This window comes from Pseudoxanthomonas yeongjuensis (genome assembly GCF_010093345.1).
Lineage (GTDB): Bacteria > Pseudomonadota > Gammaproteobacteria > Xanthomonadales > Xanthomonadaceae > Pseudoxanthomonas_A > Pseudoxanthomonas_A yeongjuensis.
In genome coordinates this window covers 145,422-164,229 of sequence record NZ_PDWT01000001.1, presented here as the reverse complement: position 1 = coordinate 164,229, position 18,808 = coordinate 145,422, and the positions used below count along the sequence as shown (strand labels likewise).

Genomic DNA, 18,808 nt, shown 5'->3' with positions numbered 1-18,808 from the left:
GTCAGGCCCTAGTCGGCGACCTCGATCGGCTGTTCCGACCAGTCCTCGACGCTGCCATCGGCGCCATGCAGGCGCAATCCCAGCCAATGCCTGCCTGGCGCGGCCGTGGCCAGGTCCACTTCCGCGGCGAAACCGACATCGGGGTGGTTGGGGTCGGTGGATATCTTCCAGAACGCAGCCGTGCCCGGACTGGACAGGCCATAGCGCGCTTCGGCGACCGCCTTTCCATCCAGCAGGATATCCACGCCCTTCAAGCCCACGCCGTCCTTGAAGGCCCACCCGCTCACGTCGAACCGGCGCGCGACACCGGCCTTGCTGTGCGGCGTATCGACCCATGCGAACGCGGGTGTGGTGCACGGCCCCGCAACCTTCTTCGCCGGCAGCGCGAACAGCAGGAAGCGTTGCCGGCCGTGATCGACGTTGACCACGCGCGGCGCCGGCAGCGGACCGACCGTGGCGCAAAGCCGGTGGTAGTAATCCAGCAACGATTTGTATTGCACGTCATTGGTTCCGAGCACCAGCAGCAGCGGCCCATCGCGGCTGCCGTCGTTCTGCAATCCCCACAGGTTCAATTGCGGCGCGCGGCCGTGCTTGTGGTTGAGCGGATGGTCGAGCACGCGGATGTCGGCATCGCCCAGGGCGAAGCCGAGTTCGGCCCCGGACTTGAAACTGTCCGCCAGCAACGTGGTATTCGCAGGCAACTTCGCCTGCTCCTCGCGTACGGCGTCGACCAGTTCATCCCAGCCGACGAAATTGATGGGATAGAACTTCTCCGCAGCGAATTGCGCGCGCCAGGCCGGCGTGGACAGCACCAGGTAATAGCCGAGCACGAGCACGAGCACGATGCCGGCGGACACCCAGGTGGCGACGCGCCAGCCACGCGGCCATTGCCGCAGCAAGGCCGGCACCGCGATCAGCAGCGGCAGGTAGCCGGGCAAGGGCCAATGGAAACTCACCCGCTCCACGTCCGCGAAAAAACCCAGGACGAAGAAGCCCAGCGTCGAAACCCCGCCCAGCAATCCGAAGTACCGCCATTGCGCCGACATGTCCTGCTGCTTGCCGAACGAGCGCAGGAACACCCAGCCCATGGCGAAGAACAGCAATGGCGTGACCAGCGCCGCCTGCACCACCAGGAACCACCAACCATCGGATTGGAACGACCAAGGATGGCGGTCGACCAACTGGAAACGCAAACCGGCATCGGCGTTTTCCAGGTTCCAGGCGATCAACGGCGCCCAGGCGGCGATTCCCAGCGCCAATGCGACCCACACGCGCGGATCGCGCAGCACGCGTCGCCCCTGCGGCAGCAACAGCAAGGCCATGAAACCGACGCCGATCACGCCGATGAAGCGATAGTGGCTCAACGCGCCTATCGCCAACCCGAGCGCCAGCTCGGCGGCGGAAGTCGCATCGATCTCGCGCAACAGCCGCGCACCGGCATCCAGGCACAGCACCGTGGCGAACGCCATGGGCACGTCCGGCAAGGCGAGGATGCCCAGGCTGCCGGCCAATGGCATCAGCAAGACAAGGCTGCCCGCACGCCAGCCGACCGCCTCCCCGAACCAGCGGCTGGCGATGTGCGCCGCCAGCCAGGGCAACAACGCCGCCAGCAACAGGAATGGCGCGCGCAAGGCCAGCACATGCTGACCGCCGATTTCCGTACCCAGCCGGGTCATCCATGCGGTCAATCCCGGCAGGTCCGAATAAGCCGCGGCCAGGTGCCTGCCTTCCTGCCAGTAGAACGCTTCATCCACGAACAACGGCAGGCGCGCCGCGATCAGGATCTTGATCGCGGTGATCGCCGTCCACAGCACCAGGAAGGTGCGTTGCGCGCTCTTTTCGTCCTGCATATCCCGTTAGACTTCCCTGGAAACGAATCCGGAAAAACAAATGCCCGCCGATACCCCTGCCCGCGGAATGCTAACCGATACCCTGTTGCAGGCCATGAAGGCAGCGCAACAGCAAGTCAATTCGCTGGTGCTGGGCAAGCCGCATGAAGTGCGCCTGGCCTTCGTGGCGCTGCTTTCCGGCGGGCACCTCCTCATCGAGGATCTGCCCGGCCTGGGCAAGACCACGCTGGCGCACGCGTTGGCGGCGACCCTCGGGCTCGGTTTCCAGCGCGTGCAGTTCACCTCGGACCTGTTGCCGGCCGATGTCCTGGGCGTATCGGTCTACGACGCGCAATCGCGGCAGTTCCAGTTCCACCCGGGGCCGGTGTTCACCCATGTACTGCTCGCCGACGAAATCAATCGCGCGCCGCCCCGCACCCAGAGCGCGTTGCTGGAGGCCATGGCCGAGCATCAGGTGACTCTGGACGGGATGACCCGCGCGCTGCCCGATCCATTCTTCGTCATCGCCACGCAGAACCCGGTCGATCTCGCCGGAACCTATCCGCTGCCTGATTCGCAACTCGACCGTTTCCTGTTGCGGCTGACCCTGGGTTACCCGAACGCCGAATCCGAACGCGCCCTGCTCGCCGGCACCGATCGCCGCGAATTGATCGCCCGGGCTTCGCCACTGCTGTCCAGCACCGATGTGCTGCAATTGCGGACAGCGGTCAACGAAGTGCACGCCAGCGAGGCGCTGGTGGATTACGTGCAGGCCCTGCTGACCCGCAGTCGCCAGCAACCGGGCGTGCGCGTGGGCCTGTCGCCGCGCGCCGGCATCGCCCTGCTGCGTGCCGCGCGCGCCTATGCCTTGCTGCTGGGGAGACAGCATGTGCTGCCGGAAGATGTGCAAGCCTTGTTCGGCGCGGTCGCTGCGCATCGCCTGGTCGCGGAGGCGGAAGCGTCTTCCGCGCAGGCATTGGCCAAATCCATCCTCCATGCGGTGGCCGTGGACTGATCGCGATGCTGCCGACATTGCGCGAACGCCTGGCTGCCCGTGCCGCGCTGCTCGCCCACCCGCGCAGCAGCGAAACCCTGCCGGTGGAATTCGACCGGCGCCGGGTCTATGTGTTGCCGACGCGTTTCGGCCTGTTCTTCGCCGCCTTGTTGTTCGCCATGCTGCTGGGCGCGCTGAACTACAACAACAACCCGGCTTTCCTGCTGGCCTTGTTGCTCGGCGCCACCGGGTTGGCAAGCCTGATCGCCGCGCACCTGCAACTGTCCGGTTTGCGCGTCGATGCGATTTCCGCCGAACCGGTCGCCGCCGGTTCGGTGCTGTCGTTGCACGTCGCCTTGTCCACCGCCGATACGCGGATGCGTCGCGGCCTGCAATTGCGCTGTCGCGAGGCGCATGCCACCGCACCCCCGATGTCCGTCGAACCGGTCGTGGCCACGCTGGAACTGGCGACCGAGCGCCGCGGCTGGATAGAACCGGGCCGGATCCGCGTTTCCACCACCCAGCCGCTGGGCCTGGCCATGGCCTGGTCGTGGGCGTGGCCGGACGCACCGTTACTGGTCTATCCCTCCGCCGAACCGCAAGGCCCGCCCTTGCCATCGGGGAATGGCGGCGCCAGCCACGCGCGACTGCATCCGGCCGGCGACGACGTGCACCACCTGCGCGGTTATCGCAGCGGCGATCCGCGTCGCGCGATCGCCTGGAAACCTTCGGCGCGCCGCGACACCTTGCTGGTCCGCGAATACGAACAGCCGCTGGCGATCGAAGTCATCCTGGACTGGACCACGCTGTCGCCGCTCGCCTACGAACAACGCATCCACCGGCTGGCCCACTGGGTGGACCTGGCCGAACGCGAAGGCCGGCGCTATCGCCTGCTGCTCCCGGGGCAGCCGGCCCTGGGGCCCGCCCACGGCAGCGCCCACCGGCACCTTTGCCTGCGCGCACTGGCATTGTTGCCCGACGCCGGAGACCGGTCATGGCCATGATCCGGATCGACGACGGTAGTCGCATATGGACCCTGGCGACGGCTGGGCTCGCTCTGCTGCCCTTGCTGCTGCAGCTGCCCCCGCAACTCGGCTGGAGCATCGCGCTGGCGGCGGTGTTGGTTGCCGCGATGTCGTGGCGCAAGGCCTTGCCTGCACCGTTGCGCCTGCTGTTGGCATTGCTGGTGCTGGCAGCGGTGTTCTCGCAGACCGGATCGCACCTGGGCCGCGACACCGGTTGCGCACTGCTCGCGGCGATGATCGCGGTCAAGCCTTCGGAAACTTTCACTCTGCGCGACGCGCGCAGCCTGCTCGGGTTCGCCTTGTTCGCGCCGTTCGCCGCCTTCCTGCTCGACCAGGGTCCGTTGACCATGGCCCTCGGACTGACCGCGGTGTTGTGCGCGCTGGTCGCGCTGCAACGCCTCGCCGACGTGGAGACCGACTCGCTGTCCAGCAGCATCGCCCCATCGCGAAAACTGCTGGCCGTGGCCCGGCTGGTGATGATCGGATTGCCGTTGATGCTGGCCATGTTCTGGCTGTTCCCGCGGCTGGGCACGCCCTTGTGGGGAGTGCCCGAACGCGCGCTCGGCCGTCCCGGCCTGTCCGATCGCATGACGCCGGGCGAGTGGCTGGACATGATGGCCGACGACACTGCAGCGCTGCGCGTGCAGTTCTTCGGCACGCGCCCGCGCTCGCAGGACATGTACTGGCGTGGCCCGGTGTTGTGGGACTTCGACGGGCGCAGTTGGACCCAGCCGGGAATGATGCGGCAGTTGCCCGCCCAGCCGGTCCAGCGCAGGAACCTCAGCTGGGATTACCAGATCGAATTCGAACCCACCGACAGGCGCCAACTCGTCGCCCTGGATTTGCCCCACGCCGCGCTTGCGGGAACCACGCTTTCGCTCGACTACGGCCTGTATTCGGACCGGTCGTTGAGTTCGCTGACCCGCTGGCGCCTGCAGTCGTCGCCGCCGGCTTCTTTCCAGACGCAACTCAGCGACCCGCTACGGCGACGCGCGCTGGCGTTGCCGGCCGGCTACAACCCGCGCACCGTTGCCCTGGCCGCGCAGTGGCGCCGCGAGGCGGGCAACGACGACGCGGCCATCGTACGCAGGGCGATGGACTGGATCCACCGCGATTTCGGCTACACCCTGGAAACCCCGTTGCCGGGACGCGATGGCGTGGACGAATTCCTGTTCGACGAAAAGAAAGGCTTCTGCCAGCATTTCAGTTCCTCGTTCGTGGTGTTGATGCGCGCCGCGGGCATTCCCGCGCGCGTGGTCACCGGCTATGCCGGCGGCGTGCGCAACCCGATCGGCGACTACTGGGTGGTCAGGAAGATGGATGCGCATGCGTGGGCGGAAGTCTGGCTGCCGCAGCGCGGCTGGGTGCGGACGGATCCGACCGCCGCGGTGGCGCCGGAGCGCATCTACGACACGCTGGAGGATCGCCTCGGCGAAGGGTCGGCTGCAGGCGCCCTTGGCCGGCTGGCCAGGTTCGGCGACCTGAGCGACTGGATGCGGCGCGGCTGGAACAACTGGGTGCTCGGCTTCAACGCCGATCGCCAACAGCGCCTGTTGCAGGCATTCGGCATCCGCCATCCGGATGGCCAGCACCTGGTCCTGCTGTTCGCCCTCTCCGCGTTGCTGGCACTGACATGGATGGCCTGGCTGCTGGCCCGTGGCGAGCGTCAGCGCGACCCGCTGTTGCGCGCCTGGCATGTGCTGGGCGCACGCTACGCCAAGCTCGGTCTGGCCCGCGAAATGCATGAGCCGGCCCCGTTGTGGGCCGAACGCGTGGTCGAAGCCCGGCCGCAGTCGCAATCCCTGGTTCCACTCAGCCACCGTTTCGCCGATGCGCGCTACGCTGCAGGCATCGGCGACCCGACTCTGGTCCACGATTTGCGCCGGCACCATCCCTGAAACCCGGAGATTCGCCATGAACAGCAAGATCCGCATCCTCGCCCTGGCCGCCAGCAGCCTGCTGCTGGGTGCCTGCGCCACCGCGCCCAAGCCATTGCAGGGCACCTTCACCCCGGTCACTCCGCGCGATGCGGTGGCCGGCAGCCAGGCCGGAACTTCGGTGCGCTGGGGCGGGCGTATCGTCGAAACCACCCCGCGCCAGGACAGCACCTGCTTCCAGCTGATCTCGCGACCGCTCGGCGCGACCGGCCGGCCGCTCAGCAGCGCGCCCGATGCCACCGATGGCCGCTTCATCGCCTGCCGCGCGGGTTTCTACGATCCGGCCGTGTTCGCCGAAGGCCGCGAAGTCACCTTCATCGGCCGCGTCGATGGCGTGGAGACCACCCGCATCGGCGACTACGACTACCGCCTGCCGAAAATGTCCGCCGACGTGGTCTACCTGTGGCCCGAGGTGCGCGAAGTGCAGGTAATGCGACCCTCCCCGTTCTATGATCCCTTCTGGGGTCCGCGCTGGGGCCGTTGGGGCTGGTGGTAATCGCCTGCCGGACCGAACAAGAAAAGCCGCTCATCGAGCGGCTTTTTTTATGGCTTTTCCCGTAGGAGCGTCCATGGGCGCGAGCTCTTTACGAGAATCTCCGCGACCTGGACGAAGAGCTCGCGCCCATGGACGCTCCTACGACGACGGGCTTTCGCGATAAGCCCCTTTCTTTCGGAGGCGCATTTCAGCGCGGCGTGCCGAAATGACCGAGCTGCGCGCCCGCCAGCAGGTGCAGGTGGATGTGGAAGACCGTCTGTCCGGCATCGTCGCGACAGTTCATGACCACCCGGTAGCCGTCCTGCGCGAAACCTTCGCGGCGCGCGTATTCGGCCGCGGCGAGCACCAGCTTTCCGACCAGTCCGGCATCATTCGGGCGAAGGTCATCCAGCGTAGGAATGTGCACGTTCTTCGGAATGAAAAGCACGTGCACCGGTGCCTGCGGGGCGATGTCGCGGAAGGCCAGCACGTCGTCGTCCTCATAGACGATGTCGGCGGGAATTTCGCGGCGGATGATCTTGCCGAAGAGGGTGTCGCCGGTCATGGCAGTCTCCTTGATGGATGGATAATTGTAGGAGCGCGCATGGGCGCGAGCTCTCCGACCGGATTGCGAAACACGCGAGAGCTCGCGCCCATGGGCGCTCCTACAAAGGCATTTCGCTGCGGGTGCCGAACGCATGCGACAGCGTGCCGCGATCGACGTATTCCAGCTCGCCTCCCAGCGGTACGCCATGGGTCAGGCGGCTGGGATGCACGTTCTGCTGCCGCGCCAGCTGCGCGAGGTAATGCGCGGTGGCCTCGCCTTCCACGGTGGGGTTGGTGGCGATGATCAACTCGGTGATCCCGCCTTGCGCCAGCCGTTGGGACAGCGCATCGAGTCCGAGTTCGCGCGGACCGATGCCATCGAGCGGCGACAACCGGCCCTGCAGGATGAAGTAGAGCCCGCGGTAACCGGTGGCCTGTTCGATGGCCAGGCGATCGGCCGGCGACTCCACCGCGCACAGCAGCTGCTGGTCGCGGCTGGAACTGGCGCAAATGGCGCAGACCTCGGTCTCGGTGAAGTCGCGGCAATATTTGCAATGGCCGATATGTTCCAGCGCCACGCCCAGCACCGCGGCCAGGCGCTTGCCGCCCTCGCGTTCGCGCTCGAGCAGCTGATAGGCCATGCGTTGCGCGGTCTTCTGGCCGACACCGGGCAGGATGCGCAGGGCTTCGATGAGTTGTTCGAGTAGGGGAGCGCTCATGGCTTCAAGCCCCTCCCCTTGCGCAAGCAGGGGGAGGCTGGGAGGGGGTCAAATGAAGGGCCAATGTCGTATGGATGCCACGCGAACCCTTCCCCGCTTTCACAAATAAAACGAGCGGGAATCAGAACGGCATCTTCATGCCCGGCGGCAATTGCATGCCGGCGGTGGCCGCGCCCATCTTGCTCTTGGACTCGGCGTCGATCTTGTTGGAGGCGTCGTTGAACGCGGCCGCGATCAGATCCTCGGCCATTTCCGGGTCGGACAGCACACTCGGATCGATGCGTACCTTCCTGCACTCCTTGGCCCCGGTCAGGGTCACGCTGACCATGCCGCCGCCGGCGCTGCCGGTGACTTCCAGGTTGGCCAGCTCTTCCTGCGCACGCTGCATGTTTTCCTGCATCTTCTGCGCTTGCTGCATCAGTTGGGCGATATTTCCACGCATTGTCTTACCTGTTATTCGTCGAAGGGGCGGATGGAATCCGGAACCAGCTTGGCGCCGTGCTGCTGGATCAGGCGCTGTACGTCCGGGTTGTTCATGAAATTTTCTTCATCGGCGCTCTGGCGGATATTGCGCTCGCGATGGCTGCGCTGCTGCAGCGTTTCCGACTCGCCGCCGAGCGCATGATCGAACACGACACTGGGCGCGGCGCCCAGCCTGGCCGCCAGGACGCTGGACAATTCGGCCAGCGATTTTTCCGAACGCAGATAGTCGAAGCCCGCGTCCAGCGACAGCTTCAGCACGCCGTCGCCATAGCCGACGAACGCAGCGTTCTCAGCCAATTGGCGCGCGGCGCCTTTCATGCCGCTGTTGCCGGCGAACTGCAACCATTCCTCGGCGGTCGCGATGGCGGCGGCGGCGTTGGAAGCCGCAACCTTGACCGGCTCCGATGGCCGAGCAGGTTTGGCGACGGGCTCGACTGCAGCAACGATTGCCGGCTTGGCGGCTGGTGCCGCGACTTCCGGTTTCATCGCTGGCGGCGTCGCTGGCGGCAGAGCCGCGGTCGCAGCAGCTGTTGCAGTCGTCGGCGATGGCTTCGCTGCTTCGGCCGCGCCCGTGGGCTCCGCAAGCACCTGCCCCGCCCCTGCGGGGCGGAACGCCAGCATCCGCAACACGCTCATCTCGAAACCGGCGCGGGTGCTCGGCGCCAGGTACAGGTCCCGACGGCCATTCACCGCCATCTGGTACCAGAGCTGCACCACTTCCGGGCGCAGGCGCCGGGCGAAATCGTCGGCGTCGATGCCGTCGGCTTCGACTGCCACGGCCGGCACCAGCTGGCGGACCTGGATGCGATGCAGCGCCTCGGCCAGCGCGTCGAGCACGCCATTCCAGTCCGGCGAGAATTCGGCCAGCGCGGCAATGATCTGCAGCAGGCGGGCGCCGTCGCCATTGGCCAGCGCGTCGAGCATGGCGCCGACCTGGGTGCGATCGACGGTGCCGAGCATGGTCCGCACGCCTTCCTCGCGCAGCGCGCCGCCGTCGCCGCTGCCGGTGTAGGCGATGGCCTGGTCCAGCAGCGACAAGCCGTCGCGCAGACTGCCGTCGGCGGCCTTGGCCAACTGGCGGATGGCGCTGGCGTCGGCTTCGATCCCTTCGGCGGCCAGGATCTTGCCGATCTGGCCGGAGATCTGGTCCTCATCCAGGCGCTTGAGGTTGAACTGCAGGCAGCGCGACAGCACCGTGACCAACAGCTTCTGCGGGTCGGTGGTGGCGAGCAGGAACTTGACGTGTTCCGGCGGTTCTTCCAGGGTCTTCAACAGCGCGTTGAACGCCTGTTTCGACAGCATGTGCACTTCGTCGATCAGGTAGACCTTGAACTTGCCGCGCGAAGGCATGTATTGCGCGTTCTCGATCACTTCGCGCACGTCGTCGACGCCGGTATTGGAAGCGGCGTCGATTTCCAGCAGGTCCAGGTACCGGCCCGAATCGATGTCCAGGCAGGTCGAACACTTGCCGCAGGGCTCGGCGCTGGTGCCTTCCTCGCAGTTCAGCGATTTGGCGAAGATCCGCGCGATGGTGGTCTTGCCCACGCCGCGGGTGCCGGTGAACAGGAAGGCATGGTGCACGCGGCCGCTTTCCAGCGCGTTGGTCAGCGCGCGCACCACGTGTTCCTGCCCGACCAGCTCGGAAAAACGCTTCGGGCGCCACTTTCTGGCGAGGACGAGATAGGACATCAGGCAACCGTTTTCATCTGAACGGTCATTGTGCCGCGCCGAGTGGATCTGTCCAAGGAAAGAATTTCCCGGCCCGCCGCCACGGGCCCGGATAATGAATGGCCGGCGGAATCCCGCTGCCGGACAGGGGGACTCGCTTTAAGTCGCCGCGACCGCTAGAATTCGCGGCCCTGAAAGCGGCTTTGCGCCGCCTGCAGGTCCCGGAGAGGTGTCCGAGCGGTTGAAGGAGCACGCCTGGAAAGTGTGTAAGCGTCTAAACCGCGCTTCGGGGGTTCGAATCCCCCTCTCTCCGCCAGTTTCGAAGTTTTGATGCGTCGCCAGATGCATGTCCTATGGTGGCCCCGTCGGCCCCTCGCGACGCTAGGTTGAAAACTCCGCCAGGGCCGGAAGGCAGCAACGGTATTGACTGATGCGGGTGCCGAGGTCAGCCGGCGGGGCCGCCACTCTTCCAGGGAGCCCGGATCGCCGACGACTTGCCTGGGCTCAATCGCCAGACACGAAGCCGAGCGCATCAGGCTCACGGCCTGCTGGCCAGCGATCCACGATCTCCCATGTCCGGGTATCGATCACCGCGACCCGGTCGCCACCGCTGATCGCCACGTAGGCACGTCCGCGCACGGGGTCCACCACCACCCCGATCGGCAATGCAGCGCGGCCCAGCATGGTCTGGTTGTAGTCCATGCCCGCCTCCGCCAGTTCGACGGTCGCAATGCGCAACCTGGTGCGGGTGTCGAACACGGCCACGTTGGCTGCCCCGGCATTGACCACCAGCGCACGGCGGCCATCGTTGGTGAACGCCACCCGGATCGGGAAGCCCTTGCTGCTCATCCGCCGCCGCAATGCCAGCGTGCCCGGATCGTGGACGGTGATGGTGCCGTCCTCGCGATTGGCCACCCAGACCTCGCGGCCATCGGGACTGACCGCCACTCCTTCGGCGCCTTTGCCTGCTGCGCGTTCGTGGGTCTTGCGACCGGAAGCCAGGTCGATCCGGCCGATGGAGCCCGCATTGATCTTGGTCACGTAGGCGAACTTCGAGTCCGGCGACAGCGCGAGCATGTGCCCGGTGCCGCCACCCACGTCGATCACCCGCTCCAACTTGCCGCTGGCGACGTCCACCATCAGCAAGCTGGCCGAACCTTCGGTCGTCACCAGTACGCGTCGATCGCCCGGCAGCAGGCGCAAGCCGTGCGGCGCGCCGTGTTCGCCCAGGTCGATGCGGCGGGTCGGCTTGCCGCCGACCAGATCCAGCACCGACAAGGTGTTGCCCGAGGTCTCGCGGCCATAGTTGCTGACCAGTGCGAAGCGGCCATTGGCGGCCACGGCGATCTCATGCGGCGCCTCGCCGGTGCGGAATTCGCCGGTCTTGTGGCCGTCGCGTGGCGACAGGCGCCACACGCTGTCGCCGGACTTGTTGCCGACCAGCAGCTCATCGGCATGCGCACCGCCAGTCGCAAGCGCAAGAAACAGCAGCAGGCAGGACAACGACCGTCGTGGAGGAGTGGGCATGCGTGGCTTACGTATCGGAATCAGTCTTTGCCGGCGGCAGCCGCAGCCGGATGCAGCCAGCCCATATCGCCTTCGCGATAGCGCTCCTGCTTCCAGATCGGCACCCGCGACTTCACTTCGTCGATGATATGGCGGCAGGCGTCGAATGCCGCACCCCGGTGCGCCGCGCTCACGCCCACCCATACCGCCAGCTCGCCGATGCGCAATTCGCCGATCCGGTGCACGCAGCGTGCTTCGACGATGTCGAACCTGCGCATCGCCTCTTCGACGATCCGTTCGCCTTCCTTTTCGGCCAGAGCGACATAGGCCTCGTAGTGCAATCCCAGCACTACCCTGCCCTCGTTGTGGTCGCGGACCCAGCCCTCGAAGCTGGCGAAGGCGCCCGCGGTCTGATGGCAAAGGCTATCGCGCAAGGGCTCGATGCGGATCGGAGTATCCGAAAGCTGGAAACGTTTCATCGGCGCACCACACCCTGGGTCGTCGTTCCAGCGACCGCTGGAACCCATTTTGACTTTGCTTCTCCGCAATATCGATGCGCGAATGCCGGATCAAGATGGATCCCGGCGTATGCCGGGATGACGGCAAGGATCGGCCTGATCGAAAAGAGCATCGCTCTATCCGCCCGAAACCGGTGGGATGAATGCGATCTCGCTTCCTTCGCGCAATCCATCCTCCCAGTGCGCGAACTCGCCATCGATCGCCACCCGCAGGCGATCCGCCGGCCAGGCGAACCCATGACGGGATTGCAATTGCGCAAACAGACCCTGCAGATCGATCGCATCCGATTCGATACGCTCGGAAGCGACTCCCGCGGCATCGCGCAGGCTGGCGAAATAAAGCACCGTCACCGCAGCCATCACGCCGCCCCGAAATCGCGCTTGCCACCGCGCTTGCCCAGCAACCTGGCCGGGCCGATGACGATGCGGTGCGAAAGCGCCTTGCACATGTCGTACACGGTCAGCGCGGCGACGGTAGCGCCGGTCAGCGCCTCCATCTCCACGCCGGTGCGATGCGTGGTCTTGACCGCGCACTCGATCCTCAAGGCACTGTCGCCCTCCCAGGCGATGCCGATGCGGCAACCATCGATCGGCAAGGGATGGCAGAAGGGAATCAGTTCGTGGGTGCGCTTCACCGCCATGGTGCCGGCGATGATCGCGGTTTCGACGATGCCGCCCTTGGCGCTGCGCAAGCCGTTGCCGCGCAGTTGCGCGGCGACGTCCTTCGGGAAACGCACGCGGCACTCCGCCTTCGCCCCGCGGGCGGTCACGGCCTTGGCGGAAACATCCACCATCGCCGGCAGGCCGGCGGCATCGAGGTGGGTCAGGATCTTGCCGCGGGTCGCCATTCAACCACCGATCAGGAACATTTCGACATGCCTGCCTTTCGCCGCCTCGCGTTCGCCGCGCAGTTCGCTGTAGCGATCCGTGCGCCGCGACCACAGCCCGGCGACCCGTTCGACCAGGGCTTCTTCGCCATGCGCCAGCGCATCGCGCAGATTCGTTCCCTCGCTCGCGAAAAGGCAGGTGTAAAGCCGGCCGTCGGCGGAAACGCGCGCGCGATGGCAGTCGCCACAGAAGGTTTCGCTGATCGAACTGACGAAGCCGACTTCGCCCGCACCATCCTCGAAGCGGTAGCGCGTGGCCACTTCGCCGCGATAATTCGGATCCAGCGGCCGGAGCGGCCAGCGGGCGGCGATGCGGTCGCGCAGTTCGCGCGAGGTGACCACCTGTTCGCGTTTCCATCCGTTGCAGTTGCCCACGTCCATGTATTCGATGAAACGCAGGACGTGGCCGCTGCCACGGAAGCGCTCCAGCAGGGGCATCACCTGGTCTTCGTTGATGCCGCGCTGGACCACGCAATTGATCTTCAGCGAAGCGAACCCGGCCCGCGTCGCCGCCTCGATGCCTTCCAGCACCGCCGCCACTTCGCCACGACCGCCGGACATGCGCCGGAACAGGACCGCATCCAGCGCATCCAGGCTGACCGTCAGCCGCCGCAACCCCGCGCGATGCAATGCGCCGGCCTGCGCGGCGAGGAGCGAACCGTTGGTGGTCAGGGCCAGGTCGTCGATGCCGGGAATGGCTGCGAGCCGCGCGACCAGCTCCGGCAGACGCTTGCGCAACAGTGGCTCGCCACCGGTCAAACGCAGCTTGCCGACGCCCAGGCGGGCAAAGCCGCGCACCAGGGTCTCGATCTCGTCGAACGACATCCGCGAAGCTGCGTCCAGTCCGTAATCGTCCGCCACCTGGTCGGCAGGCATGCAGTAACCGCAGCGGAAGTTGCAGGCCTCGATCACCGACAGGCGCAGATCGCGCAACGGCCGGCCACGCGCATCCGACGGCACGCTCGGCGGCCAGGTCGTGGTTTGCAGGGCTGCGTTCATGGGGAAGGAATGCGGGCCGCGGTCGTCTCTTGCAAGGCTACCACTTCGCCGGGAAGCGCCACCCGATACCCGCGGGCCGCGAGCGCGCGGCCATCCTCGGCGCTGGCATAGTGGTACAGGATGCAGCGCTGCAGCAGCTCGGCCGGGTATTCGCGCTCCAGGTCGTCGATGCCGCTGTGCGAGGGATTGCCATGCAGGCTGCAGTCGTGGGCGATCACTTCCCCCGCATCCGCGTATCTGGCCAGGGCCTCGGGAATCGGCCGGGTATCGCCGGTCCAGACCAGGCTGCCGCGCAGGCGCAGCGAATACGCGGTCTCGGGCCAGTGATGGCGCGCCGGGAACACTTCCAGGCGCACGCCGTCATGCCAGAACGAATCGCCGACCGCGATCAACTGGAACGCATCCCAGAAGTTCACCCCGCCCTCGGCCAGCACGTTGGGATAGTCGGCGATGCGCTTGTGCAGCAGCGGGACCACGGTCGCCGGGACGTAAAGCTTCACCTTTCCGCGCCGCTGCGGATCGAACCAGGTCGCGACAAACAGGCGTTCGAAACCGGCGACGTGGTCCAGGTGCACATGGGTGACGAACAGGGCCTGCGGCATCGCGCCGTAATGGGCCAGATAGGCCGACAAGCCTTCGGCGCCGCAATCGATGGTCAACCAGGGCTTGCCGTCGCGCTCTAGGGTGGCATTGGCCGATCCCAGCTCCACCGCCGCGGCATTGCCCACGCCGAGGAATCGCAATGCCCAGCCCATCAGTAGCCCCGCTGCCAGGCGGTGTCGTAGGCGTGGCGCAGGCGCGCGAAGTCCTGCAGCACTTCCTCGCGGCTGCGCGAGCCGCGCAGCTTCAACAGCGAGCGCTGCAGGCGCATCAGGTTGTTCTCGCGCCAGCGCGTGGCCGGGATGCGCAGGGCACCGCGATCGAAATCGATCAGCCAGCCCTTGCCCTGCGGGTTGAACAGGATGTTGTGCGCGTTGAGATCGGCGTGGTCCAGCCCAGCGCGATGGAAGCGCGCGACCAGGCGGCCGGTCTCCTCCCACGGCGCGTCCTTGCCCGCGACCTGCGCGCGGTCGGCGAGCGAACGCACATCGGGCAGCCGTTCGATCAGGATCGCGGCGCGATAACCCATGCCCCCGCGTACATAGCTGGCGGCGATCGGGCGTGGCACCGGCAGACCCTTGGCCAGCAGGGCGCGGGTCAGGCGGAACTCCTCGAAACTGCGGGTCCGGTTGGCTCCATTCCACAGATACCGGTCGCGGCTGACCCGGGCCGCCCAACCGCCGCGCAGGTACAGGCGCAACAGGCTTGGGCCGAAAGGCGCATCGATGAACCAGGCCCCGCCACGGCCGCCGCTGTCCACCGGCCGGGCCCGTTCGCCCCACTTCGCCGGCAGGAACCATTCCGGATCCGCTTGCCGCAATTGCTTGCTGTCGAACAGAATCGCTCCCAATCCGCTACCTTCGCGGAACGGGATCATGGATTCCGTGGCGTCAAATTCGACCATATCTTCCGAGTCTAACAACACTTGTCGATCAATCCCTTATCGCTGTGCCTGCTGCGCCTGTCGGCGCTCGGCGATGTGACCCACGTCGTACCCCTGGTCCGCACGCTGCAGAAGGCGTGGCCGCAACTGCGGCTCGACTGGATCATCGACAAGGGCGGGCAGAAGCTGCTCGATGGTCTGGACGGCGTGGTCTTCCACGCCTACGACAAACGCTCGGGACTGGCCGGCATGCGCGCCCTGCGCAGGCAGCTGCCGGCGGAAGGATTCGATGCGCTGCTGCAGATGCAGGTCGCCTTCCGCGCCAACGTGCTGTCGGCCTTCATCCCGGCGCGTCGCCGCATCGGCTACGACCGCACGCGCTCCAGGGATCTGCACGGGCTTTTCATCAACGAACGCATCCCCGACCGCCCCGGTATCCATGTGCTCGATGCCATCGGCAGCTTCTGCGAGCCGCTGGGCCTGAAGCAGACCGAGGTCGTGTGGAGCCTGCCGGTGCCGGAAGCGGCGCGGGAATGGGCGCGCGCGCAATGGGCCGACGATGGCGCCCCGACCCTGATGATCTCGCCCTGTTCCAGCCATGTGCGCCGCAACTGGTATCCGGATCGCTACGCCGCCGTCGCCGACCATGCGGCAGCGAAGGGTTGGCGAATCGTGTTGTGCGGCGGCCGCAGCGAGCTCGAGCGCAGCACCACCGACGCCATCGTCGCGGCCATGCAGGCACCCGTGCTGGACCTGGTCGGCAAGGACACGCTGAAGCAGTTGCCCGCCCTGCTGGAACGCGCCGCACTGGTGATGACACCCGACTCCGGCCCGATGCACATCGCCAACGCCATGGGCAGCAAGGTGCTGGGCCTGCATGCGGCGAGCAACCCGTTGCGCAGCGGACCGTATTCCGACGTGCGTTACTGCGTGGACAAATACGACGCGGCGGCGCGGAAATTCCTGGGCAAGCCGGCCAGCGAGCTCGGCTGGGGGACGAAGATCGAGTTCGACGACGTGATGGGTCTGGTCGGCGTGGAAGATGCGGTTGCCGCATTCGAGCGCTACGTGTCCGACCATCCGCGCGCATAATCCCGGTTCCGTTTTCCGCACCGGAGATCGAAATGTCGCTGCAATCCCTGCTCGGCATCGACCTGCCGATCATCCAGGCGCCGATGGCCGGTTCGCAAGACCACGCATTGGCGGTCGCTGTGTCGAATGCGGGAGGTCTGGGCTCGCTGCCCTGCGCGATGCTGGGTGCGGATGCCTTGCGCGCGGAACTCGTTGCGATCAAGGCGCAAACCGACCGACCTTACAATCTCAACTTCTTCTGCCACGCCACGCCCGTGTCCGATCCCGTGCGAGAAGCCAGGTGGCGCGCAGTACTGGAACCCTACTATCGCGCCTTCGATCTCGACCCCGGACAACTGACGGCCACTCCGGCACGCCTGCCCTTCGATGCGCCAACCGCCGAATTGCTGGAGGAATTCAGGCCGGCGGTGGTCAGCTTCCATTTCGGCCTGCCTTCCCACGCCCTGCTGGAAACGATCCGCCGCTGGGACTGCAAGGTCTTGTCCACGGCCACCACGGTGGAAGAAGCGCGCTGGCTGGAAGCCCGCGGCGTGGATGCGGTGATCGCGCAGGGACTGGAGGCCGGCGGGCATCGCGGGCACTTCCTTTCCGACGACCTGACCCGGCAATCGGGAATTTTCGCCCTGCTGCCGCGGATAGTCGACGCAGTCCGCGTCCCGGTGATCGCCGCCGGCGGCATTGCCGACCACAGGGCAGTCGTCGCCGCACTCGCACTGGGTGCGTCCGGCGTGCAGGTCGGTACGGCGTTCCTGCTCTGTCCGGAAGCCACCACCAGCGCAGTGCATCGCGCGGCACTGGCGGACGGGGGACCCCAGCATACGGCACTGACCAATCTCTTCAGCGGGCGCCCGGCACGCGGCCTGGTCAATCGCTGCATGCGCGAACTGGGACCGATGAATCCGCTGGCTCCCGAATTCCCCCTGGCCGCGGCAGCGATGGCGCCGCTGCGGGCGTATTGCGAGCGTCAAGGAAGCGGGGATTTCTCGCCCCTGTGGTCGGGGCAGAATCCCGATGGCTGCAGGAACATTCCCGCGGCCAAACTGACCAGACAACTGGCCGGGCGGGCCTAAACCGCGATCAGAGCGGAGCGGCGTCGCTCTTGTAGTCCTGGTAGGACTTCTCTTCCACGTAGCTCGAGCCCAGCGCCAGATTGATGTCCTTCTTGATCCGCGCGCGTTCGTCGTTCTCGAAATAGACGCTGCGCGCGAGCTTGATGAATTCGGCGTCGAAAGCCTGGGCCTTTTCCTTGACCCGGATATCGTCCTCGATCACCCACAGGCGCTCGTTGACCGCCTTCAGCTGCGCGCGCAGATCGACGATGTTGTGGCCGGCGGCGGGATGCGCCATCCAGGTCGTCTCCAATGCCGACAGCTCGTTGCGCACATTCGCCAGCTTGGCTTCGTCGTTCATGCGCTCGGACTTGATCTGCAGGATGGCGATCTTGTCGAGCAGCTCGCCGAAGGAAACGGGGGCCTGGATTTCGGACATGGCATGGGTTCTCGCTGCGGGGACAGCGATTGTAACGGCACCGGTATTTCCCGGCAGCGATGGCCAGATACGCAAAAGCCCCCTTGCGGGGGCCTTGGCGTATTGGCGGAGAGGGTGGGATTCGAACCCACGGTACGCTTACACGTACGCCTGATTTCGAGTCAGGTACATTCGACCACTCTGCCACCTCTCCGGTCGCCCCGGCCGTGTAGCGAGCCGGGGGCGTGCATGATACGGGCCGGACCGGGCCGGGACAAGTAAAACAACGCCATGCCCGGGCCGCTGAACCCCCGCATGCGCGCGAACCCGCGAAACCTTGCCGCCTGTCCGTTTCCCCGCGATCATTCCGTTGAGACCGATACGGACAATCGGATTCAGACCAACAGGGCGCCATGATCGAATTCGGACACCTCACCCACGTGGGCCTGCGCCGCGACTTGAATGAAGACACCTATTACGGCGACAGCGAGCTGGGTTTGTGGCTGGTCGCCGACGGCATGGGCGGACACGCCTGCGGCGAAGTCGCCAGTGCCCTGGCCCGGGAAACCATCGTCCGCGAGATCCGCGACGGCACCCCCCTGGCCCAGGCCATCCGCATCGCCGACGAAGAGATCATCCGCACCTCCAGGCGCCGCAACGACACCCTGCCCATGGGCACCACCGTGGTCGCGGCGCGCGTGCACGGCAACCGTTTCGAGGTGGCCTGGGTCGGCGACAGCCGCGCCTACCTGTGGCGCGACGGCAACCTGGCCCAGCTCAGCCAGGACCACAGCTACGTGCAGGAATTGATCGCGCAGGGCTCGCTGACCAACGAACAGGCGCGCTCCCACCCGCACCGCAACGTGGTCACCCAGGCCTTGGGCGTGACCGACCCCAACCACCTCAACGTGGAAACCATGACCGGCGAACTGAAGCCCGGCATGCAGCTGCTGTTGTGCAGCGACGGCCTGACCGAGGAAGTGGACGACCAGGGCATCGCCGGCACCCTGCGCCACGACGACTGCAGCGCGCAGGAATGCGTGGATACGCTGATCGCCGCGGCGCTGGACGGGGGTGGCTCGGACAACGTCACCGCGATCCTGGTGCGTTGCCACTGACGTCCCCGTAGGAGCGGGCCTTGCCCGCGATGCTTTCCCTCGGGTCGTACATTCCTCAGGCC

20 protein-coding genes, 2 tRNA genes and 1 other RNA gene are annotated in these 18,808 nt (G+C 66.4%); 9 read left to right on the top strand and 14 right to left on the bottom strand.

What is annotated here, in order from left to right:
* Positions 1 to 8: 8 nt before the first annotated feature.
* On the bottom strand, positions 9 to 1,850 hold the full coding sequence (locus CSC74_RS00805) for an ArnT family glycosyltransferase (protein WP_162312526.1): 1,842 nt from the start codon (positions 1,848 to 1,850) through the stop codon (positions 9 to 11).
* 40 nt (positions 1,851 to 1,890) lie between these two features.
* Here CSC74_RS00805 and CSC74_RS00800 point away from each other — a divergent pair, with 40 nt between their 5' ends.
* Genes CSC74_RS00800 through CSC74_RS00785 form a run of 4 tightly spaced genes read left to right on the top strand, consistent with a single transcriptional unit; the run spans position 1,891 to position 6,281 of the window.
* Positions 1,891 to 2,844, top strand: a complete 954-nt coding sequence (locus CSC74_RS00800) for an AAA family ATPase (RefSeq protein ID WP_162312525.1) — start codon at positions 1,891 to 1,893, stop codon at positions 2,842 to 2,844.
* 5 nt (positions 2,845 to 2,849) lie between these two features.
* The gene (locus CSC74_RS00795) at positions 2,850 to 3,827 is read left to right on the top strand and encodes a DUF58 domain-containing protein (protein WP_162312524.1); all 978 of its coding nucleotides are present in this window, start codon (positions 2,850 to 2,852) and stop codon (positions 3,825 to 3,827) included.
* On the top strand, positions 3,818 to 5,746 hold the full coding sequence (locus CSC74_RS00790; protein WP_162312523.1) for a transglutaminase TgpA family protein: 1,929 nt from the start codon (positions 3,818 to 3,820) through the stop codon (positions 5,744 to 5,746). The genes CSC74_RS00795 and CSC74_RS00790 overlap by 10 nt, the downstream gene beginning before the upstream one ends.
* A 16-nt stretch (positions 5,747 to 5,762) precedes the next feature.
* The gene (locus CSC74_RS00785; RefSeq protein ID WP_162312522.1) at positions 5,763 to 6,281 is read left to right on the top strand and encodes a Slp family lipoprotein; all 519 of its coding nucleotides are present in this window, start codon (positions 5,763 to 5,765) and stop codon (positions 6,279 to 6,281) included.
* Between the two features lie 187 nt (positions 6,282 to 6,468).
* Here the strand turns inward: CSC74_RS00785 and CSC74_RS00780 are convergent, their stop codons facing one another.
* The 4 genes from CSC74_RS00780 to dnaX all read right to left on the bottom strand — a co-directional run bounded on the left by CSC74_RS00780 (position 6,469) and on the right by dnaX (position 9,697).
* Positions 6,469 to 6,825 carry a histidine triad nucleotide-binding protein gene (locus tag CSC74_RS00780; protein WP_162312521.1) on the bottom strand — a complete coding sequence of 119 codons (357 nt, stop codon included), beginning with the start codon at positions 6,823 to 6,825 and terminating at the stop codon, positions 6,469 to 6,471.
* A gap of 100 nt (positions 6,826 to 6,925) precedes the next feature.
* Positions 6,926 to 7,525 carry a recombination mediator RecR gene (gene recR / locus CSC74_RS00775; RefSeq protein ID WP_162312520.1) on the bottom strand — a complete coding sequence of 200 codons (600 nt, stop codon included), beginning with the start codon at positions 7,523 to 7,525 and terminating at the stop codon, positions 6,926 to 6,928.
* Between the two features lie 121 nt (positions 7,526 to 7,646).
* A complete protein-coding gene (locus CSC74_RS00770; protein WP_162312519.1) occupies positions 7,647 to 7,967 on the bottom strand; it encodes a YbaB/EbfC family nucleoid-associated protein in 321 nt (106 codons plus the stop codon).
* A gap of 11 nt (positions 7,968 to 7,978) precedes the next feature.
* Entirely contained in the window at positions 7,979 to 9,697 is a 1,719-nt protein-coding gene (dnaX, locus tag CSC74_RS00765; RefSeq protein ID WP_162312518.1) for a DNA polymerase III subunit gamma/tau, read from the bottom strand.
* A gap of 202 nt (positions 9,698 to 9,899) precedes the next feature.
* Here dnaX and CSC74_RS00760 point away from each other — a divergent pair.
* Positions 9,900 to 9,992, top strand: a tRNA-Ser gene (locus CSC74_RS00760).
* Positions 9,993 to 10,038: 46 nt separating this feature from the next.
* An RNA gene (gene ffs / locus CSC74_RS00755) (signal recognition particle sRNA small type) lies at positions 10,039 to 10,135 on the top strand.
* Between the two features lie 45 nt (positions 10,136 to 10,180).
* Here the strand turns inward: ffs and CSC74_RS00750 are convergent.
* From CSC74_RS00750 to CSC74_RS00720, 7 genes are all read right to left on the bottom strand, one after another.
* Entirely contained in the window at positions 10,181 to 11,203 is a 1,023-nt protein-coding gene (locus CSC74_RS00750; protein ID WP_162312517.1) for a YncE family protein, read from the bottom strand.
* Between the two features lie 20 nt (positions 11,204 to 11,223).
* Positions 11,224 to 11,661 (bottom strand): molybdenum cofactor biosynthesis protein MoaE, encoded by a 438-nt coding sequence (locus CSC74_RS00745; RefSeq protein WP_162312516.1) that lies wholly within the window; start codon positions 11,659 to 11,661, stop codon positions 11,224 to 11,226.
* Between the two features lie 156 nt (positions 11,662 to 11,817).
* Entirely contained in the window at positions 11,818 to 12,060 is a 243-nt protein-coding gene (locus CSC74_RS00740) for a MoaD/ThiS family protein (protein WP_425501395.1), read from the bottom strand.
* Positions 12,060 to 12,548 (bottom strand): cyclic pyranopterin monophosphate synthase MoaC, encoded by a 489-nt coding sequence (gene moaC, locus CSC74_RS00735; RefSeq protein ID WP_162312514.1) that lies wholly within the window; start codon positions 12,546 to 12,548, stop codon positions 12,060 to 12,062. Before moaC ends, CSC74_RS00740 begins: the two co-directional genes overlap by 1 nt.
* On the bottom strand, positions 12,549 to 13,586 hold the full coding sequence (gene moaA / locus CSC74_RS00730) for a GTP 3',8-cyclase MoaA (RefSeq protein WP_162312513.1): 1,038 nt from the start codon (positions 13,584 to 13,586) through the stop codon (positions 12,549 to 12,551). It abuts the gene before it with no gap.
* Positions 13,583 to 14,341, bottom strand: coding sequence for an MBL fold metallo-hydrolase (locus CSC74_RS00725; RefSeq protein ID WP_162312512.1), 759 nt, complete (start codon positions 14,339 to 14,341; stop codon positions 13,583 to 13,585). Before CSC74_RS00725 ends, moaA begins: the two co-directional genes overlap by 4 nt.
* The gene (locus tag CSC74_RS00720; RefSeq protein WP_162312511.1) at positions 14,341 to 15,090 is read right to left on the bottom strand and encodes a 3-deoxy-D-manno-octulosonic acid kinase; all 750 of its coding nucleotides are present in this window, start codon (positions 15,088 to 15,090) and stop codon (positions 14,341 to 14,343) included. The genes CSC74_RS00725 and CSC74_RS00720 overlap by 1 nt, the downstream gene beginning before the upstream one ends.
* 21 nt (positions 15,091 to 15,111) lie before the next feature.
* On the opposite strand from CSC74_RS00720, the gene CSC74_RS00715 reads away from it, so the two are divergent.
* A complete protein-coding gene (locus CSC74_RS00715) occupies positions 15,112 to 16,161 on the top strand; it encodes a glycosyltransferase family 9 protein (protein WP_211369529.1) in 1,050 nt (349 codons plus the stop codon).
* A 32-nt stretch (positions 16,162 to 16,193) separates the two neighbouring features.
* Entirely contained in the window at positions 16,194 to 17,231 is a 1,038-nt protein-coding gene (locus CSC74_RS00710; protein ID WP_211369528.1) for an NAD(P)H-dependent flavin oxidoreductase, read from the top strand.
* Positions 17,232 to 17,238: 7 nt separating this feature from the next.
* Here CSC74_RS00710 and CSC74_RS00705 read toward each other — a convergent pair whose 3' ends face one another.
* Positions 17,239 to 17,649 (bottom strand): DUF6165 family protein, encoded by a 411-nt coding sequence (locus CSC74_RS00705; RefSeq protein ID WP_162312510.1) that lies wholly within the window; start codon positions 17,647 to 17,649, stop codon positions 17,239 to 17,241.
* 103 nt (positions 17,650 to 17,752) lie between these two features.
* A tRNA-Ser gene (locus CSC74_RS00700) sits at positions 17,753 to 17,842 on the bottom strand.
* Positions 17,843 to 18,041: 199 nt separating this feature from the next.
* Here CSC74_RS00700 and CSC74_RS00695 point away from each other — a divergent pair.
* The gene (locus CSC74_RS00695; protein WP_162312509.1) at positions 18,042 to 18,746 is read left to right on the top strand and encodes a PP2C family protein-serine/threonine phosphatase; all 705 of its coding nucleotides are present in this window, start codon (positions 18,042 to 18,044) and stop codon (positions 18,744 to 18,746) included.
* Positions 18,747 to 18,808: the final 62 nt, after the last annotated feature.

Excerpts from the sequence above, each read along its gene's own strand:
- CSC74_RS00805 (WP_162312526.1), bottom strand. The coding sequence starts at position 1,850 with ATGCAGGACGAAAAGAGCGCGCAACGCACCTTCCTGGTGCTGTGGACG.
- CSC74_RS00800 (WP_162312525.1), top strand. The coding sequence starts at position 1,891 with ATGCCCGCCGATACCCCTGCCCGCGGAATGCTAACCGATACCCTGTTG.
- CSC74_RS00795 (WP_162312524.1), top strand. The coding sequence starts at position 2,850 with ATGCTGCCGACATTGCGCGAACGCCTGGCTGCCCGTGCCGCGCTGCTC.
- CSC74_RS00790 (WP_162312523.1), top strand. The coding sequence starts at position 3,818 with ATGGCCATGATCCGGATCGACGACGGTAGTCGCATATGGACCCTGGCG.
- CSC74_RS00785 (WP_162312522.1), top strand. The coding sequence starts at position 5,763 with ATGAACAGCAAGATCCGCATCCTCGCCCTGGCCGCCAGCAGCCTGCTG.
- CSC74_RS00780 (WP_162312521.1), bottom strand. The coding sequence starts at position 6,825 with ATGACCGGCGACACCCTCTTCGGCAAGATCATCCGCCGCGAAATTCCC.
- recR (WP_162312520.1), bottom strand. The coding sequence starts at position 7,525 with ATGAGCGCTCCCCTACTCGAACAACTCATCGAAGCCCTGCGCATCCTG.
- CSC74_RS00770 (WP_162312519.1), bottom strand. The coding sequence starts at position 7,967 with ATGCGTGGAAATATCGCCCAACTGATGCAGCAAGCGCAGAAGATGCAG.
- dnaX (WP_162312518.1), bottom strand. The coding sequence starts at position 9,697 with ATGTCCTATCTCGTCCTCGCCAGAAAGTGGCGCCCGAAGCGTTTTTCC.
- CSC74_RS00750 (WP_162312517.1), bottom strand. The coding sequence starts at position 11,203 with ATGCCCACTCCTCCACGACGGTCGTTGTCCTGCCTGCTGCTGTTTCTT.
- CSC74_RS00745 (WP_162312516.1), bottom strand. The coding sequence starts at position 11,661 with ATGAAACGTTTCCAGCTTTCGGATACTCCGATCCGCATCGAGCCCTTG.
- CSC74_RS00740 (WP_425501395.1), bottom strand. The coding sequence starts at position 12,060 with ATGGCTGCGGTGACGGTGCTTTATTTCGCCAGCCTGCGCGATGCCGCG.
- moaC (WP_162312514.1), bottom strand. The coding sequence starts at position 12,548 with ATGGCGACCCGCGGCAAGATCCTGACCCACCTCGATGCCGCCGGCCTG.
- moaA (WP_162312513.1), bottom strand. The coding sequence starts at position 13,586 with ATGAACGCAGCCCTGCAAACCACGACCTGGCCGCCGAGCGTGCCGTCG.
- CSC74_RS00725 (WP_162312512.1), bottom strand. The coding sequence starts at position 14,341 with ATGGGCTGGGCATTGCGATTCCTCGGCGTGGGCAATGCCGCGGCGGTG.
- CSC74_RS00720 (WP_162312511.1), bottom strand. The coding sequence starts at position 15,090 with ATGGTCGAATTTGACGCCACGGAATCCATGATCCCGTTCCGCGAAGGT.
- CSC74_RS00710 (WP_211369528.1), top strand. The coding sequence starts at position 16,194 with ATGTCGCTGCAATCCCTGCTCGGCATCGACCTGCCGATCATCCAGGCG.
- CSC74_RS00705 (WP_162312510.1), bottom strand. The coding sequence starts at position 17,649 with ATGTCCGAAATCCAGGCCCCCGTTTCCTTCGGCGAGCTGCTCGACAAG.
- CSC74_RS00695 (WP_162312509.1), top strand. The coding sequence starts at position 18,042 with ATGATCGAATTCGGACACCTCACCCACGTGGGCCTGCGCCGCGACTTG.